This is a genomic window from Lysobacter sp. ESA13C (assembly GCF_019970005.1).
Lineage (GTDB): Bacteria > Pseudomonadota > Gammaproteobacteria > Xanthomonadales > Xanthomonadaceae > Lysobacter > Lysobacter antibioticus_B.
The window spans coordinates 342476-358700 of the sequence record NZ_JAHXYK010000005.1 but is presented as its reverse complement, the minus strand read 5'-3'; the positions used below and the strand labels follow the sequence as shown (position 1 = coordinate 358700).

The 16225-nt window shown below is 67.3% G+C and carries 13 protein-coding genes; 6 read left to right on the top strand and 7 right to left on the bottom strand.

All coding sequences use genetic code 11. The features are described 5' to 3' along the window. Positions 1–18: 18 nt before the first annotated feature. On the bottom strand, positions 19–1299 hold the full coding sequence (locus tag LC490_RS12830) for a formimidoylglutamate deiminase (protein WP_223620383.1): 1281 nt from the start codon (positions 1297–1299) through the stop codon (positions 19–21). 159 nt (positions 1300–1458) lie between these two features. On the opposite strand from LC490_RS12830, the gene hutI reads away from it, so the two are divergent. After that, positions 1459–2712 (top strand): imidazolonepropionase, encoded by a 1254-nt coding sequence (hutI, locus tag LC490_RS12825; protein WP_223620382.1) that lies wholly within the window; start codon positions 1459–1461, stop codon positions 2710–2712. 229 nt (positions 2713–2941) lie between these two features. Next, the gene (locus LC490_RS12820; protein WP_031373012.1) at positions 2942–4144 is read left to right on the top strand and encodes a dipeptidase; all 1203 of its coding nucleotides are present in this window, start codon (positions 2942–2944) and stop codon (positions 4142–4144) included. Between the two features lie 186 nt (positions 4145–4330). Here the strand turns inward: LC490_RS12820 and LC490_RS12815 are convergent, their stop codons facing one another. The 3 genes from LC490_RS12815 to LC490_RS12805 all read right to left on the bottom strand — a co-directional run bounded on the left by LC490_RS12815 (position 4331) and on the right by LC490_RS12805 (position 5967). After that, on the bottom strand, positions 4331–5065 hold the full coding sequence (locus tag LC490_RS12815; RefSeq protein ID WP_343223015.1) for a porin: 735 nt from the start codon (positions 5063–5065) through the stop codon (positions 4331–4333). A 130-nt stretch (positions 5066–5195) separates the two neighbouring features. Next, positions 5196–5384, bottom strand: a complete 189-nt coding sequence (locus tag LC490_RS12810) for a 30S ribosomal protein THX (protein WP_031373010.1) — start codon at positions 5382–5384, stop codon at positions 5196–5198. Positions 5385–5559: 175 nt separating this feature from the next. Further along, a complete protein-coding gene (locus LC490_RS12805) occupies positions 5560–5967 on the bottom strand; it encodes a MerC domain-containing protein (protein ID WP_031373009.1) in 408 nt (135 codons plus the stop codon). Positions 5968–6059: 92 nt separating this feature from the next. On the opposite strand from LC490_RS12805, the gene LC490_RS12800 reads away from it, so the two are divergent. The 3 genes from LC490_RS12800 to LC490_RS12790 all read left to right on the top strand — a co-directional run bounded on the left by LC490_RS12800 (position 6060) and on the right by LC490_RS12790 (position 10344). Then, positions 6060–8090: a TonB-dependent receptor gene (locus tag LC490_RS12800; protein ID WP_223620380.1), complete on the top strand. Its 2031-nt coding sequence runs from the start codon at positions 6060–6062 to the stop codon at positions 8088–8090. Between the two features lie 145 nt (positions 8091–8235). Next, the gene (locus LC490_RS12795) at positions 8236–8691 is read left to right on the top strand and encodes a MarR family winged helix-turn-helix transcriptional regulator (protein WP_223620379.1); all 456 of its coding nucleotides are present in this window, start codon (positions 8236–8238) and stop codon (positions 8689–8691) included. A gap of 396 nt (positions 8692–9087) precedes the next feature. Further along, positions 9088–10344: an MFS transporter gene (locus LC490_RS12790; RefSeq protein WP_223620378.1), complete on the top strand. Its 1257-nt coding sequence runs from the start codon at positions 9088–9090 to the stop codon at positions 10342–10344. Between the two features lie 406 nt (positions 10345–10750). On the opposite strand, the gene LC490_RS12785 is transcribed toward LC490_RS12790, so the two are convergent. Next, complete coding sequence (locus LC490_RS12785) at positions 10751–11239, bottom strand: transcriptional repressor (protein WP_036149149.1); 489 nt, start codon at positions 11237–11239, stop codon at positions 10751–10753. A 31-nt stretch (positions 11240–11270) separates the two neighbouring features. After that, positions 11271–12671: a glutamate--tRNA ligase gene (gltX, locus tag LC490_RS12780; protein ID WP_223620377.1), complete on the bottom strand. Its 1401-nt coding sequence runs from the start codon at positions 12669–12671 to the stop codon at positions 11271–11273. Positions 12672–12952: 281 nt separating this feature from the next. Here gltX and lpxH point away from each other — a divergent pair, with 281 nt between their 5' ends. Further along, positions 12953–13687, top strand: coding sequence for a UDP-2,3-diacylglucosamine diphosphatase (lpxH, locus tag LC490_RS12775; protein ID WP_223620376.1), 735 nt, complete (start codon positions 12953–12955; stop codon positions 13685–13687). Positions 13688–13833: 146 nt separating this feature from the next. Here the strand turns inward: lpxH and LC490_RS12770 are convergent, their stop codons facing one another. Next, positions 13834–16101, bottom strand: a complete 2268-nt coding sequence (locus LC490_RS12770) for a TonB-dependent receptor (RefSeq protein WP_223620375.1) — start codon at positions 16099–16101, stop codon at positions 13834–13836. Positions 16102–16225 lie beyond the last annotated feature (124 nt).

Sequence of the window (16225 nt, the reverse complement as noted above, 5' to 3'; positions counted from 1 at the left end):
CATCGATCAGAACATCGCTCAATCCGCGAGCAAAGCCCGCAAGGTCCGTCCGTAACGCGCGGCGACCGCGTCGCGATCGCGATGACGGCCTTCGGCGACGACCTGGCGGCCGCCGACATGGACCTCGCGCACCAGATTGCGGTTGCCGCTGAACAACCAGCGGTCGATGTAATCCTCATCGGTCGCGCCGGCGAAGGCCGGGGCGTCGCGGTCGAGGGTGAGGAAATCGCCGGCCAGGCTGATCGCATCGAAGCCCGTCGAGCGCTCGGCGCTGGCGACCACGCCGCGCAACAAGGTCTCGCCGACGCTGGTCGAATGCGTGCCGACGGCGATGTTGCGGCGGCGCGTGATCAGGCGCTGGCCGTATTCGAGCCAACGCAGTTCCTCGACCGGCGATACCGAGATATGCGAATCCGAACCCACGCCCCAGGCGCCGCCGGCGTCGAGGTAATCGCGCAGCGGGAACAGACCGTCGCCGAGATTGGCCTCGGTGGTGGTGCAGATCGCCACGGTCGCGCCGCTGTCGGCGATTCCCTGCACTTCACCGGCATCGAGATGGGTCGCGTGCACCAGGGTCCAGCGTTCGTCGACGTCGGCATGATCCAGCAACCAGCGCACCGGCCGCGCCTTGCGGATCGCCAGGCAGTCCTCGACTTCGGCGACCTGTTCGGCGATGTGCACGTGCACGCGGCTGTCGTCCGGCAACGCCGTCAGCACCTCGCGCATCGGCGACGGCGGCACCGCGCGCAGGCTGTGCAGGCAGCAACCGACCTTCAGCAGTTCATCGGACTCGCTGCGCAAGGTGTCGAGCAAACGCAGATAAGCATCGACTTCATGGCCGAAACGGCGCTGGCGCTCGCCGAGCGGGCGTTCGTCGAAACCGCCGGTCATGTACAGCACCGGCAGCAAGGTCATGCGGATGCCGGTTTCGCGCGCGGCCTGGATCAGGGCGCGCGACATCGCCGCCGGGTCGGCATAAGGACGGCCGTCCGGGGCGTGGTGCAGATAGTGGAATTCGCAGACCGTGGTGTAGCCGGCTTCGAGCATCTCGACATACAGCTGGCTGGCGACCGCATGCAGCGACTCCGGTGTGAAGCGCCCGGCGAAGCGGTACATGGTCTCGCGCCAGGTCCAGAAACTGTCCCTGGGGTCGCTCTGGCGCTCGGCCATGCCGGCCATCGCGCGCTGGAAGGCATGCGAATGTAGGTTGGCAATACCCGGCACGATGCGTTCGATGATGGTGTCGTCGCGGCGCCAGCCGGCGGGCGTCCAGAGAGCGGCTTGGTCTGAGGTGGTCATGCGCGCATTCTCGCCTGCGCGGGCGCGCGATGCGACCGTCGCGACGCGGCGCGGCGCGGCGGCCAGGATCGGTTGGCTAAGGTCGGCTGGCTAGGATCGGCTGGCTATGGTCGGCTGGCTGAAATCGGCCGGGCAGAATCGCCCATGTAGAATCGGCCCATGAGCACCGCATCCCATCCTGCCGGCGGCGGCCGCTACGACGGCCTCATCGTCGGCGCCTCGCTGGCCACCCTCGACGCCGCGCAAGGCTACGGCGAGATCGCCGACGCCGCCCTGGCCTGGCGCGACGGCCGCATCGCCCACATCGGCCCGCGCAGCGCGCTCGGCGCCGACCCGGCGAGCCTGGCCGAAAGCGTGATCGAAGCCGACGGCTGGATCACCCCGGGCTTGGTCGACTGCCACACCCACCTGGTCTTCGCCGGCGACCGCGCGCGCGAGTTCGAGCAGCGCCTGCAGGGCGCGAGTTACGAAGAAATCGCCCGCGCCGGCGGCGGCATCGTGTCCAGCGTGCGCGCGACCCGCGCCGCCGACGAAGCCGAATTGCTGCGCCAGTCGCTGCCGCGCGCCCGCGCCCTGCTCGCCGACGGCGCCACCACCCTGGAAATCAAGTCCGGCTACGGCCTGGACTACGACAACGAGCGCAAGATGCTGCGGGTCGCTCGTGCGGTCGGCGATGCCCTCGGCGTCGAGGTGCGCGCGACCTATCTGGCCGCGCATGCCCTGCCGCCCGAGTACGCCGGGCGCGCCGACGATTACATCGACGCGGTCTGCGCGTGGATGCCGCGCCTGCACGCCGAAGGCCTGATCGACGCGGTCGATGCGTTCTGCGAGGGCATCGGCTTCAGCCCCGGGCAGACCCGCCGCGTGTTCGAGGCCGCGCGCTCGCTCAGCCTGCCGGTCAAGCTGCACGCCGACCAGCTCAGCGATCTCGGCGGCGCCGCCCTGGCCGCAAGTTTCGACGGCCTGTCGGCCGATCATGTCGAACACACCTCGCTCGACAGCGTGCGTGCGATGGCCGCGCACGGCACGGTCGCGGTGCTGCTGCCGGGCGCGTTCCATGTCTTGCGCGAGACCAAGCTGCCACCGCTCGACGCCTTCCGCGAACACGGCGTGGCGATGGCGGTGGCGACCGACTGCAACCCCGGCACCTCGCCCTTGTTGTCGATGCGCCAGGCCATGCAGCTGTCGTGCACGCATTTCCGCCTGACCCCGGAAGAAGCCCTGCGCGGCGCGACCGTGCATGCGGCGCGCGCCCTCGGCCTGGCCGATCGCGGCGTGCTGCGGGTCGGCGCGCGTGCCGATTTCGTGCAGTGGCGCATCGGCCATCCCTCGGAGCTGTGTTACTGGCTCGGCGGCGGTCTGGCGCAGCGCGTGTTCGCGGGTGGGCGGCGGTTGGTTGATACGATCGGCTAGAGCCGATGCTGATCGCTTTCGCCCGAACCCTTCGACGCAACGATCGGACTGTGGACGGTCGCGGCTCGCGCCGCTCCTACCCTTGCAAGCAGCGCAACCGCGTAGCCACGAGCTGGCATCGATGATTCTGCGTATACGCTGCGCCGCCGCAAGGCAGCCGCGGCGCGCTGTTGTAGGCTGGCTGCCCGATGCGGCATTACGCCGTCTTCGCTGCCTACCCGGAGGTACCGTGCGGACCGTTCTCGCTCTTGCCCTGCTCCTGTCGCCGCCTTTCGCGCTCGCCGACCAGCCTCTGAGCGCGGGCCAGCGCTTCGCCCAGGACGCGATCATCGTCGACACCCATATCGACGCGCCGAGCGGACTGCTGCGGCACTGGAACGACCTCGGCGTCGACACGCCCAAGGTCGAGTTCGACTATCCGCGCGCGCGCCAGGGCGGGCTCGACGTCGCCTTCATGTCGATCTACACCTCGCCCGGCGAAGACGCCGCCGGCACCGCGCAGCAGACCGCGCACACCCAGATCGACGCGGTCGAGGCGATGATCGGCCGCCATCCGGACAAGTTCGCCCTGCTGCGTTCGCCGGCCGACCTTGAACGCCTGCACGAACGCGGCCAACGGGTGCTGCTCGCGCTCGGCATGGAGAACGGCGCGCCGATCGGCGACGACCTCGCCCAGCTCGCGCGCTTCCACGGCCGCGGCGTGCGCTACATCACGCTCGCCCATGGCCAGGACAACCGCATCAGCGATTCGTCCTACGACAAGCACCGCAAGTGGAAAGGCCTGAGCCCGTTCGGCGAACAGGTCGTCGACGAAATGAACAGGCTGGGCATCATGGTCGACGTCTCGCATCTGTCCGACGACGCCGTTCTCGACGTGCTCGCGCGCAGCAAGGCGCCGGTGATCGCCAGCCATTCCGGCCTGCGCCATTTCACCCCGGGCTTCGAGCGCAACCTCAGCGACGAGCTCGCCAAGGCGGTCGCGGCGAAGGGCGGCGTGGTCCAGATCGTGTTCGGCAACGCCTTCGTCGACCCGGCCTCGGCGGCCGATACTCAGGGTTATTTCGACGCCAACGCCAAGTTCGAAAAGGAACAGGCCGCCGCCCGCGCACGCGGCGAAACCGTGCAGTCTCAGGAATCCTTCGACCAGGCCTGGGAGAAATCGCACCCGCCGCGCGCGGTCAAAATCGATGCGGTGCTGAACCAGATCGACTACGGCATCAAGCTGCTGGGCGCCGATCATGTCGGCATCGGCTCGGATTTCGACGGCGTCAGCGGCGCCCTGCCGGAAGGCCTGAAGTCGGTCGCCGATTATCCGAATCTGATCGAGGGCCTGAAGGCGCGCGGCCACTCCGACGAAACCATCCGCAAGGTGCTCGGCGGCAATCTGCTGCGGGTGTGGAGTGCGGTCGAGAAGCTGGCGCAGAAGTCGTAAGGCCGGCCGCGAACGCGGGACGTTCGCGGCATCGGCATTCGCGGCGGTTGCATTCGCATCAGTTACATCCGCGCCAGTTACATCTGTGCCAATTACATCTGCGGCATCGCCACTGCGATGGCAAGACCGCTGAAACGCAGAAGCCCGGCTTGCGCCGGGCTTCCGCTATCGCACGTACGAGCCCGCTTAGAAGCTGGCGCGCACGCCCAGGTTGAACTGGCTGTTCTTGTCGCCGAATTCGGCTTCGCCGACGATGCCCCAGGTCTCGTTGAACTTGACCAGTGCGCCGATCGTGCCGCTGAATTCGCCGTCGTAGACGTCGCCGTCGGTGTAGTTGGCCTTGATCCAGCCTTCGAAGTTCGCCGCCAGGTCGCCGCGCAGGCCGAGCGAAGCGCGGTAGTCGTCGCCTTCGACGGCTTCTTCGTCTTCGACGTCGATTTCGGTGCGCAGGTAGCTCAGCTCACCGGTCCAGTCGACGCGGTCGGACAGCGTGTGGTGGTAGCCCAGGCCGATCTGGTACTGGGTGGAGTCGATGTCGACTTCGCCGAGGTAGCTGCCGGCGTAGCTGACTTCGATATCGTCGCTGCCCTGGCGGTAGCCGCCGAACAGGTGCATGGCATCGTTCAACGCGACCGAACCGGCTATGTAACCGCCAGCGGCCTTCGGGTCCTCGATATCGAGGTCTTCGTCGACGGTGACCAGTTCGATCTTCTGCACCGAGTAGCCGGCTTCGACATGGGTGTAGCTCAGGCCGTCGGCAGCGGCGGCCGCAGACGAGGCCATGGCCAGCGCAAGCGCCAGCGCGAGTTGCTTCTTCATAAATCCCCTTGATCCTTCGAAATGTGATGACCGTTCCCTTCCTCGGGAACGCGCGCATCTTAATGAAAAAATTACATCTTGTCTGTGTGTGTCCGTTGGCATAGGCGCGGCGCGGAAAACCCGTTGCGATGGGCTTGCGCCGCCCCGTCGCCCGGGCCTTCGTCGGCAAAGAAAGGACAAAAAAAGCCCCGCGATGCGGGGCTTTCTCGAACAGCGTCGGCGCCGGGCCGGCTTATTCCTTGGCAGCGGTCTTCTTGGCCACGACCTTCTTGGCCGGTGCCTTGGTCGCGCTCTTGACGGCGGTCTTCTTCGCTGCCGGCGCGGCGGCGGTGCCGGTCGCCTTGCTCACGGCCTTGCGGGCGTTGCCGTAGCTGGAGTTGTAGCGCTTGCCCTTGGCGGTCTTGCGGTCGCCTTTACCCATGGTCGTGCTCCTAATTAAGACGTTCTACAGTTGAATCGAATGGTGGTCCGCGCAGGCTGCAGGCGATTTCGCCGGGGGCCGAGGCCGGGTGTCCGGCGCTGCGCGGCCGCGCGCGAGGCTGCGAAGCCTAGCACAAGCGTCGATCCGAGGCGTCCGCAGCCGCTCCGGCGGGCGCTCAGTGGGCGCAGCTGGCGTCGTGGACGTGGCTGTGGTTCAGGCGCAGGTTGGCCAGGTGGGCCAGGCCGACCAGGGTGCCGCCGAAGGTCATGGCGATGGCGTGCGGCAACAGCGAGCCGTGCAGCGGCGGGTACAACACGCCGATCCACAGCACGCTCAGGCCCGGAACCAGCAGCGACAGCGCGCGCACGGCGTGGTGGCGGCGATAGCCGGAGATCAGGCTGGCCGTGCCGAGCATGGTGGCGAAGATGACGAAGGCCAGTTCGAAGCCGTCGTCGAACCAACCGGCGAAGCCCAACGAGGGCAGCACCGCGATCAGCAGCGGCAGCGCTGCGCAATGAATGGCGCAGGCCAGCGAGCCGAAGGCGCCGATCCGGTCGATTAAGCCGCGTAGCAATGAAGACATGGGGGGATGACTTCTGGGATGGTTGTCAATCGGTAAACGTTACTTTATAACATTTCACCATCCCCCGCCAGTTCATCGTCAGCCGGTTCATCATGCCCAAGCCCATCCGTTCATTCCTCGGCGCACGTCGCAGCGCGCTCACCATCGCCCTTACCCTGGCCCTGCCGGCCGCGCTGGCCACCGCCCAGGCCAATGCCCAGGAGCCGCCTGGGGGCACCGCCAGCGACACCCGCCACGACAAGGCTACCAGCCTCGACGCCGTTGTCGTCACAGCCACCCCGCTGCAGTCCAGCGCCGAGGAACTGGCCCAGCCGGTCGAGGTGCTGGCCGGCGAGAAGCTCGACGAAGCGCGCGGCACCACCCTCGGCGAGACCATCGGCAAGCTGCCCGGCGTGCAGAGCTCCAACTTCGGCGCCGGCGTCGGCCGCCCGATCATCCGCGGCCTGGAAGGCCCACGCGTCGGCGTGCTGACCGGCGGCCTGGCCAGCCAGGACGTGTCCACCGTCAGCCAGGATCACAACGTCACCGTCGAGCCCTTCCTCGCCGACCAGATCGAAGTGCTCAAGGGCCCGGCCACCCTGCTCTACGGCAGCGGCGCGATCGGCGGCGTGGTCAACGTGGTCGACGGCCGCATCGCCGAGCGCCCGCTCGACGAAACCGTGTCCGGCCGCGCCGAGATCCGCCACGACACCGTCAACGACGGCGTCACCGGCATGGCCCGCGTCGATGCGATGGGCGCCGACGGCGCCCTGGTGCTGCATGCCGACGGCGTGTACCGCAACAACAAGGATTACGAAACCCCGCTCGGCCGTCAGCGCAACAGCTTCGTCGACACCAAGACCGGCGCACTCGGCGCCTCGTTGGTCGGCGACCTGGGCTTCCTCGGCTTCTCCGCAGCGCGCTACGAAGACCGTTACGGCAACCCCGGCGAACCCGGCGATGCGCTCGAAGGCGAAGCGCCGGTGCACATCGACATGAAGCAGAACCGCTTCGAGCTGAAAGGCGGCATCAACCAGGCCTTCGGCATTTTCAGCGGGCTGCGCGCGAGTGTGGCCAACACCGAATACGAGCACATCGAATTCGAAGGCGACGAAGTCGGCACGCGCTTTCTCAGCGACGCCACCGAAGGCCGCCTGGAACTGACCCACAAGCCGTTCGGCGGCTGGATCGGCGCGGTCGGCGTGCAGGGCTACGAGCGCAAGTTCCAGGCGATCGGCGAAGAGGCCTTCGTGCCCAAGACCAAGACCCGCGCCGCCGGCTTGTTCGTCACCGAACAACGCACCTGGGACCCGCTGCAGCTCGAACTCGGCGCGCGCGTCGACAAGATCGAAAGCTCGCCGTTCGGCGCGGCCAAGCGCGACTTCACACCGGTCAGCCTGTCGGCCGGCGCACTGTGGAAATTCAACGACGCCTGGCGCCTGAGCCTCAACCTCGACCGCGCCGAACGCGCGCCGGCCGAAGAGGAATTGTTCGCCCACGGCCTGCACGCGGCGACCGCCTCGTTCGAGATCGGCGACGCCGATCTGCGCAAGGAGCGCGCCAACCAGGTCGAACTGGGCGTGCATTACCACGGCGCGAAATTCGAGGCCAAGCTCGCCGCCTACCAGACCCGCTTCGACGGCTTCATCTACCTGCTCGACACCGGCGAGATCGAAGACGACAGCCCGGTGCGCCAGTGGAGCCAGGCCGACGCCAAGTTCACCGGTTTCGAAGGCGAAGCGATCGCGCACCTGTTCGACGGCGACGCCGGCAAGTTCGACGTGCGCGTGTTCGGCGACAGCGTGCGCGCCAAGCTCGACAACGGCGGCAACCTGCCGCGCATCGCCCCCGGCCGCGTCGGCGGCGAATTGCGCTGGGACGCCGACTCCTGGCGCGCATCGCTCGGCGCGACCCGCTACATGAAGCAGGACAAGGTCGCGGCCAACGAAACCCCGACCGACGGCTACACCCTCGTCGACGCCCACCTGGCCTACCACTGGGACGCGGGCAACCTGGGTTACGAGGTCTTCCTCAACGGCAGCAACCTGACCGACCAGGAAGCGCGGGTGCACACCTCCTTCCTCAAGGACAGCGTGGTGTTGCCCGGCCGCGGCGTCGATTTCGGCGTGCGGGTGTTCTTCTGACGGCGCTTTCCTGCATCGGCGCCACCTGACTTCGGGGTTCTCAACGATCTCTCTCCCAGTCGTGTCGTGACCTATCCCCGTGGCCCAGACGCCGACCTCGTGTCGGCGTTTGCGGTGGCGGCGCAAATAGGTGTATATACACCCAATGAGCGCCCGAACCGAGCCCGCCGCCGCCCCGACCCAGAGCGTCTGCACCTGCTTTCGCATGCGCAAGCTGGCGCGGCTGATGAGCCAGCGCTACGACCAGGCCCTGGCGCCGGCCGGGATCAACCTCAACCAGTATTCGATCTTGCGCCGCACCGGCGGCCAGGGCCGTCCGCTCGGCGAAATCGCCCGCGAGCTCGGCATGGACCGCAGCACCCTGAGCCGCGACCTCAAGCCGCTGGTCGAATCGAACTGGATCGAGAGCGTGCCCGGCCTGGATGCACGCCAGCGCCGCCTGCGCATCACCGACGAAGGCCGGCGGGTGATCGAACGCGCGCAACCGCTATGGCGACAGGCGCAGGACCGGATCGATCAAGGCCTGGGCGCCGAAGGCGTCGCCGCTTTGCATGCGCAGTTGGACCGCGCGATCGCGCAGTTGCAGGACGACGCGCCGTGAACGGGCCGATACGAACGATCCGGCCTGGGTTGTTTGTGTCGTTCCGGCGAGAGCGCACTGCGTTCTGCCCGGGCGGAACCGGATGTTCGAAACCTATCGTGCGAGAACGCTTGCGGTCTCTGGATTCCCGCCTTCGCGGGAATGACGAGAACAACACACGAGCGTCGGCCTGCAACGACGCGCATGCAAGCTGCGCGGCATCGCCACAGGCTGAGGCGATGCCGCGAACTGGCGGTCGCCACTGCGCGAGAGCGGACTCGGCTTTACTTCGCCCTGCACCGGAGTCATTGCGAACAGTCCAGCGACTGCATTCGCCTGCAACGCCCTGAAGTCTGCCGCACTCGAAACCACGCTCGCCCCCTCCCTCCCCGCAGTTCCTCTGCCGCCGAGAACCCCATGAGCACGACTTCCTCTCCGCCCACGATCAAGACCGCGTCCTATTGGCCGTTGCTGCTCGCCGCCACCGCGATGCTGATGATCACCATGGGCATCCGCCAGTCGCAGGGCTTGTTCGTCAAACCGATCGGCCAAAGCACCGGGCTCGGCATCGCCGAGATCAGTTTCGCCCTGGCAATCGGTCAGTTCGTCTGGGGCGCGGTGCAACCGGTGTTCGGCGCGCTGGCCGATCAACGCGGGCCGGGGCGCGTGCTCGTATTCGGCGGCGTGCTGTTGATCGCCGGCATGGGGCTGACGCCGTTCGTGTCGTCGCAATGGGGCTTGATGGTGACGCTCGGCCTGCTCGGCGCCGCCGGAGCCGGCGCCGGCAGTTTTTCGATCCTGATCGGCGCCACCGCGCAGCGTTTGCCGGCGGAAAAGCGCTCGATGGCGGCCGGCTTCATCAACGCCGGCGGCTCGCTCGGCCAGTTCGTGTTCGCGCCGCTGGTGCAGGCGGTGATCGCCGCCTCGGGCTGGATGATGGCGATGTGGACGCTCGCCGTCGCGGCCGTCGCGACCCTGCCGTTGGCTTGGCCGTTGCGGCGCCGTACCGCACCCGCCGCTGCACCCGGAAGCATCGCCGCCGCGCCCGCGGCCGAGATCGGCCTGCGCGCGCAACTGCGCGTCGCTTTGCGCGACCCGAGTTATTGGATGCTGCACGTGGGCTTTTTCACCTGCGGCTTCCATATCGCCTTCCTGGTCACCCATCTGCCCGGCGAAATCGCCCTGTGCGGTTTGTCCGACAACGTCTCGGCGGTGTCGTTGGCGCTGATCGGTTTGTTCAACATCGCCGGCAGCCTGGCCGCCGGCTGGCTCGGCCAGCGCTACCGCATGAAACACCTGCTCGCGCTGATGTACGCCAGCCGCGCGGCGATGATCGCGATCTATCTGATCTCGCCGCCGACGCCGTTGACCTTCTACCTGTTCGCGGCTGGCCTGGGCCTGACCTGGCTGGCGACGGTGCCGCCGACCGCGGGCCTGGTCGGCAAACTGTTCGGGCCGCGTTACCTGGGCACCTTGTTCGGCCTGACCTTGTTCTCGCACCAGATCGGCGGCTTCTTCGGCGCCTGGTTCGGCGGCATCGCGATGGCGAAGTTCGGCGACTACACCTGGATGTGGTACGCCGACATCGTGCTCGCCTTGCTGGCGGCGGTGGCGAACCTGCCGATCCGCGAAGCGAAACCGATCATGACGGGACTAGCGCCGGCGAAGGCTTGAGTTGTCCCCTTATTGGAAAAGGGGTTAGGAAGATTTGCTTTCGCTTCGTCGGTCGCCGCGACCTGAAGCTAAATCCCCCGCGCCAGCGAATCTCACCCGACCTCAAACGACATCGGACGCCGCCCCCTTTTCCAAAGGGGGCGAACTTTCGAACGGGCGAATCGTCGGAGGCATAGCGTCCCCCCTTTGAAAAAGGGGGGTGAGGGGGGATTTGCTCTCGAGCCAACCGCAACGATGAAGCTGCCCAGCAAGAGCAAATCCCCCGAGCCAATCACCGCTAACCTGACTTCCTGCTCAGACAGGGCGCAGCCCCCTTTGCAAAGGGGGCGATCTTCATAAGCGGTTGTCGCAGGCGCTGGACCTGCGGAATCACGCGGTCACGGAATCACGCGGTCACGCAACGAAATCAAGCCTTCGCCTGCACGCAATCGGCGCACATGCCGTGCACTTCTAGGGTTTGCGCCTGCGGCACGAAGCCGAGCGCGCGGGCGCGGCCTTCGAGCAGGTCGACGATACGCTCGTCTTCCAGCTCGGTCGCCGACTGGCAGCTGTCGCAGATCAGGAACGGCACCGCGTGCTGGGCGCCGCCCGGGTGATGGCAGCCGACGTAGGCGTTGATCGAGGCGAGCTTATGAATAAAGCCGTGCTCGAGCAGGAAATCCAGGGCGCGGTAGATCGTCGGCGGCGCGGCGGCGTCGTGGGTGGCCTTCATCTGGTCGAGCAGATCGTAGGCCTTCATCGGCTTGCCGGCGTCGGCGATCAGGCGCAGGGCATGGGCGCGGATGGGAGTCAGCCGCAAGCCGCGCTGTTCGCAGGCCCGCTCCACCTCCTGCACGAAGGCGTTGCCGTCGTGGACGTGGTGCTGGGGGTCGGTACAGGCGTGGCTGGTGCTCATGGCGGACTCCATTATCGCGGCGCGATGCTTCCTACGCAGGGAGTTTAGTGAGGGCGGCGTCGATGCGTTGCAAGGCCTGGGCCTGGCCGGCCAGGTACACCGTATGCGAAATGTCCGGGCTGACCTGGGTGCCGGTGATCGCCACCCGCAGCGGCTGAGCGACCTTGCCCATGCCGATGGCCAGGGCTTCGGCGGTCTCGTGCAGGGCCGCCGACACGGTCTCGGCGGTCCAGGCGCTGAGCTGGCCCAGGCGGGTGCGGGCTTCGGCCAACGGCGCGCGTGCATTCGCGGTCAGATGCTTGGCGACCGCCGCATCGTCGTACTCGGTCAGCGGCCGGTACCAGACCGATGCTCGCTCGGCCATGTCCTTGAGGGTCTGCACGCGGTCGCGCAGGGCGATCACCACGTCGGCCGGGGCCGGGCCGCTGGCCAGGTCGTAGCCGTTGTCGAGCAGATGCCATTCCAGGTGCTTGCCGACCGCCACCGGGTCGTCGCTCTTGAGGTACTGCTGGTTGAGCCAGCCCAGCTTGGCCGAGTCCAGGCGCGAGGCCTTGGAATTGACGTCCTTGAGCTCGAACAAACGGGTCATCTCCTCGATCGAGAAGATCTCCTGGTCGCCGTGCGACCAGCCCAGGCGGACCAGATAATTCAGCAGCGCGTGCGGCAGATAACCGGCGTCGCGGTACTGCATGACGTCGGCCGCGCCGGTGCGCTTGGAGAGCTTGTTGCCCTCCTCGTCGAGGATCATCGGCAGGTGCGAGAAATGCGGCACCGGCGCGCCCAGCGCCCGATAGATGTTGATCTGGCGCGGGGTGTTGTTGACGTGGTCGTCGCCGCGCACGACATCGCTGATGCGCATGTCGAGGTCGTCGACGACGACGGCGAAGTTGTAGGTCGGGTAGCCGTCGGCGCGGAAGATCACCAGGTCGTCGAGTTCGTTGTTGGCGATCTCGATGCGGCCCTTGACCTTGTCCTCGAACACGACGGTGCCGTCGAGCGGGTTCTTGAAGCGGATCACCCGGTTCGGGTCGTCGCGGAAGGGTTCGTTGCGGTCGCGGTAGGCGCCGCTGTAGCGCGGCTTTTCCTTCGCCGCCATCGCCGCGTCGCGCGCCGCGGCCAACTCTTCCTTGGTCTCGTAGGCGTAATAAGCCGTGCCGGCCGCGACCATCTGTTCGGCGACCTCGCGATAACGCTCCAGGCGATGGGTCTGGTAGATCGGGCCTTCGTCGTAGTCCAGGCCCAGCCAGTCCATCGCCTCCAGGATCGCGTCGATCGCGGCCTGGGTGCTGCGCTCCTGGTCGGTGTCCTCGATGCGCAGGATGAACTGACCGCCCGCGCGGCGCGCCTCCAGCCAGCAGTACAGCGCGGTGCGCGCGCCGCCGATGTGCAGATAACCGGTGGGACTGGGGGCGAAACGGGTGCGGCAGGTCATGCGGGGGCTCGGTGAATCCTGGGAGACCGGGGATTTTAGCGGAGCCGGGGCGCAGGCGTCGGGAAAAGCCGCGGGCGAACGCCACGACAGGGGTTTTGGGCCCGGCTTGCGGCAAGGAGCCGAGTCGGGTTCGCGCACCTGCCGCCCCCTCCTCCCAGTCCCGCGATTGCGGCGAAACCAGGCCCCGCATCGATCCGGTTCCCGCCCTGCACTCGCTCGTCCATCGCCCGGCCAGTTCCCCCACAGCGCGCCCCGGCAACGACCCTGGCTAAACTAAGCCCATGACGACCCTCTTCATCTCCGACCTCCATCTCGACGCCGAGCGTCCGCAGATCACCGAACTGTTCGGCCGCTTCGTCCGCGACGAAGCCCGCGGCGCCGACGCGCTGTACATCCTCGGCGACCTGTTCGAAGCCTGGGTCGGCGACGACGACCCGTCCGAGACCGGCGCCTTCGTCGCGCACAAACTCAAGGCCCTCGCCGACAGCGGCGTGCCGGTGTATTTCATCCGCGGCAATCGCGATTTCCTGCTCGGCCAGGACTACGCCCGCCGCGCCGGCATGAGCGTATTGCCCGACCCCGCGGTGGTGTCGTTGTACGGCCACCCGACCTTGATCGGCCATGGCGACCTGCTCTGCACCGACGATGTCGCCTATCAGCAGTTCCGCGCCCAGACCCGGCACCCGGCCTGGCAGGCGCAGTTCCTGTCGCAACCGCTGGCGGCGCGTCTGGCCTTCGCGCAACAGGCGCGCGCGGCGAGCAAGGCGCATCAGGCCGGCCTGCGCGACGACGGCCGCATGGAAACCATCACCGACGTATCGCCGGCCACCGTCGCCGAGACCTTCGCGCGTTACGGCATCGACCGCATGATCCATGGCCACACCCACCGCCCCGCCGTGCACGAGCTGGACGTCGCTGGACGCGCCTGCCGGCGCATCGTGCTCGGCGATTGGTACGAGCAAGGCTCGGTGCTGCGCGTCGATCGCGACGGCGCACGCCTGCAGACGCTGGACTGAGCGCATCGCTTACGGCTCCGCCGCAGAAACGAAAACGCCCGGACGCGAAGTCCGGGCGCTCGCATAGGCGCTTGGATCGAACCCGACCCAAGCGCCCCGCCGCATCGGAACCGATGCGGCTTGGAAGCTACTTCTCGGGAAGCTGCTTAGAAGCGCACCTCGGCGGTCAGGAAGGCCTGGCGCGGCGCGCCCGATTGCACGGTGTAGTTCAGGCCGCGCGGATCGGAAGCGACGAAACCGTTGGTGCCGAGGCTGCCGAAGTACTGCTTGTCGAAGGCATTGGTCAGGTTCAACTGCAGCTTGAACGCATCGGCCCAGGACAGCTCCTTCCACTCGTACGACGCCGAGGCATCGACCACCCAGAAGCCCGAGACCGAGGAATCGTTGAGGTAGGTCAGATAACGCTTGTCGGTGTACTTGGCGCCGAGCTGCAGCGACAGGCCATCGCGTTCCCAGCGCACTTCGGTGGCGTACAGGCGCTTCGGCGCATCGACCACCTGCTTGCCCTTGGTGCGGACCAGGGTGGTGCCGTCGAGATAATCCGACTCGTACTGCGAATCGTTGAAGGCCAGCGAGTGGTACCAGCTGAAGCCGGCGAACGGCTTCCACACCACGGTCACTTCGGCACCGCGGCTCTCGACGTCGCCGACGTTGGCGAAGCTCGACGCGCAGCCGACGATGCCGGCGCAACGCGCGATGGCGAGCAGACGGTTCTCGAAGTTGACCCGGTACACCGCCACCGAAGCCTCGATCTGCTCGCGGCTGGTACGCAGGCCCGCTTCCAGGGTCTTGGAGCTTTCCGGTTCCAGCGAAGCGACGGCAGCATTGAACGCGGCCTGCGAGGTCGAATGCGGGCCGTTGACGCCGGTGCGGAAGGCCGACAGGTTTTCGCTGTAGGAACCGAAGACCTCCTCGTGCTCGCTCAGCTGCCAGCGCGCGCCGAGCTGCGGCAGGAAGTTGTCTTCCGAAACCAGCTTGCCGCTGGCGCGGCTGGCGCCGCCGATCAGGGTCTTGCCGTCGGTCTCCACGCGCAGGCCCTTGAAGCCGGCATCGATCGCCAGGCGGCCGCCGATGAACTCCATGTGGTCGAGCACGTAGTACTGACGCGTGTCGGTATCGAAGCGCTGGCGGAACACGCGCGCGCTGGGATTGCGGTAGAAGAAGATCTCGTTCGGCGGCTCGTTGCGCTGCAGGTCGTAGAAGTTGCGCTGCACGCCGTGGGCGTTCTTCTCCAGCCACAAGCCGGCCTGCAGGCGGTGGTCGCCGATCTGCCAGGTCAGGCTCGGCATGATGCCGGTGCGCTCGATGTCGTACTCGGTGGTGCGCATGCGCAGCGGCACGGTCGGCGAGACCGAGTACGGCGTCGCCCAGTGACCCTGGCCCTTGTTGTTGTGGTAGTACGCGGTCGCCGCCAGCACCAGGTCGTCGCTGACGTTCCAGTCGGCGCTGAGGTAGGCCAGGTCGTCGTCGCGCACGCCGCGGGCGATGTAATACGCGTCGTCGAGGCTGGTGACGCCGCCACTGAACTTGCCGTTGGCGGCGTCGATCGCGCGCTGCCAGTCGTTGGCATAGTTGTCCCAATCCATGCCGAGGCGGCGCGCGGATTCGAGCGAAAGATCGGCGTAGTCGGTCTCGCGGCGGCGCGAGGTCGCGGCGAAGCCGGTCACTTTGACGTCGTCGTTGGCGTAGACGAACTTACCGTTGAACTGGCCGTTGCGCTGCGGGCCGTCGCCCTTCCACTTGTCGGTGGTGTGGAACACGCCGCTGAGGTAAGCGCTGAAGCCGTTATGGTCGCCAGTGTCGATGCGCGCATAGGTGCGGCTGGTGGCGTCGCTGCCGACGGTCTGGGCCAGGCGCAGGCCGTACTCGGCCATCGGGTCGGCGCTGAAGAAGCGCAAGGTGCCGCCGAGGTTGCCCGAGGAGGCCGTGTCGATCGCGCCGCTGCCCTGCGAGAGTTCCGCACCGGACAGGTTTTCGGCGGCGATCGCGCGGCTGATGTGCAGGCCGTTGTGGTTGCCGTAGCTCATGTCGCCGAGCGGCACGCCGTCGAGGGTGAAACCGAGCTGCTGCTGCGAGAAGCCGCGGATGCTGAGCTTGCTCGACCACTCGTAATTGCCCCAGGGATCGGAGCTCTGGAAGTGCACGCCGGGCAGCTTGGCCATGACCTTGAGCGGGCTGGTGCCCGCGGCCACTCGCTGCAGATCCTGCTTGCCCAGCGATTGCACCTGGCGGGTCTGGCCGGTGCCGACCACGGAGACCGCATCGAGGGTGGTGGCATCGTCGACCGCGCCCGCACCGACCGCGGCGGTGGCCGGATCGACAGCGGCAGTGGTGGCGGTTTCTGCGGCGAGGCTGTTGCCGGCGTACAGGCAGAACAGAATCGAGGCGGCGAGGAGCGTCGTCTTCGTCGTCATTTCAGGGGAACTTCCAAATCAGAGTGGCCGCCGCGCGTAATGCGCAGTCCGCTCTTGGGCGGCGTCAGAGCGAAGCCCGGAAGTCTGTCGACTCGGTGTGAACGGGATATTGCAGAACGGCGTC

Bases quoted from the DNA above. Each gene is read 5' to 3' on its own strand.
- LC490_RS12795 (WP_223620379.1), top strand. From the start codon at position 8,236: ATGAGCGCCCGAACCGAGCCCGCCGCCGCCCCGACCCAGAGCGTCTGC.
- LC490_RS12790 (WP_223620378.1), top strand. From the start codon at position 9,088: ATGAGCACGACTTCCTCTCCGCCCACGATCAAGACCGCGTCCTATTGG.
- lpxH (WP_223620376.1), top strand. From the start codon at position 12,953: ATGACGACCCTCTTCATCTCCGACCTCCATCTCGACGCCGAGCGTCCG.
- LC490_RS12815 (WP_343223015.1), bottom strand. From the start codon at position 5,065: ATGCCAACGGACACACACAGACAAGATGTAATTTTTTCATTAAGATGC.
- LC490_RS12805 (WP_031373009.1), bottom strand. From the start codon at position 5,967: ATGTCTTCATTGCTACGCGGCTTAATCGACCGGATCGGCGCCTTCGGC.
- LC490_RS12770 (WP_223620375.1), bottom strand. From the start codon at position 16,101: ATGACGACGAAGACGACGCTCCTCGCCGCCTCGATTCTGTTCTGCCTG.
- LC490_RS12800 (WP_223620380.1), top strand. From the start codon at position 6,060: ATGCCCAAGCCCATCCGTTCATTCCTCGGCGCACGTCGCAGCGCGCTC.
- LC490_RS12785 (WP_036149149.1), bottom strand. From the start codon at position 11,239: ATGAGCACCAGCCACGCCTGTACCGACCCCCAGCACCACGTCCACGAC.
- LC490_RS12830 (WP_223620383.1), bottom strand. From the start codon at position 1,299: ATGACCACCTCAGACCAAGCCGCTCTCTGGACGCCCGCCGGCTGGCGC.
- gltX (WP_223620377.1), bottom strand. From the start codon at position 12,671: ATGACCTGCCGCACCCGTTTCGCCCCCAGTCCCACCGGTTATCTGCAC.
- LC490_RS12810 (WP_031373010.1), bottom strand. From the start codon at position 5,384: ATGGGTAAAGGCGACCGCAAGACCGCCAAGGGCAAGCGCTACAACTCC.
- hutI (WP_223620382.1), top strand. From the start codon at position 1,459: ATGAGCACCGCATCCCATCCTGCCGGCGGCGGCCGCTACGACGGCCTC.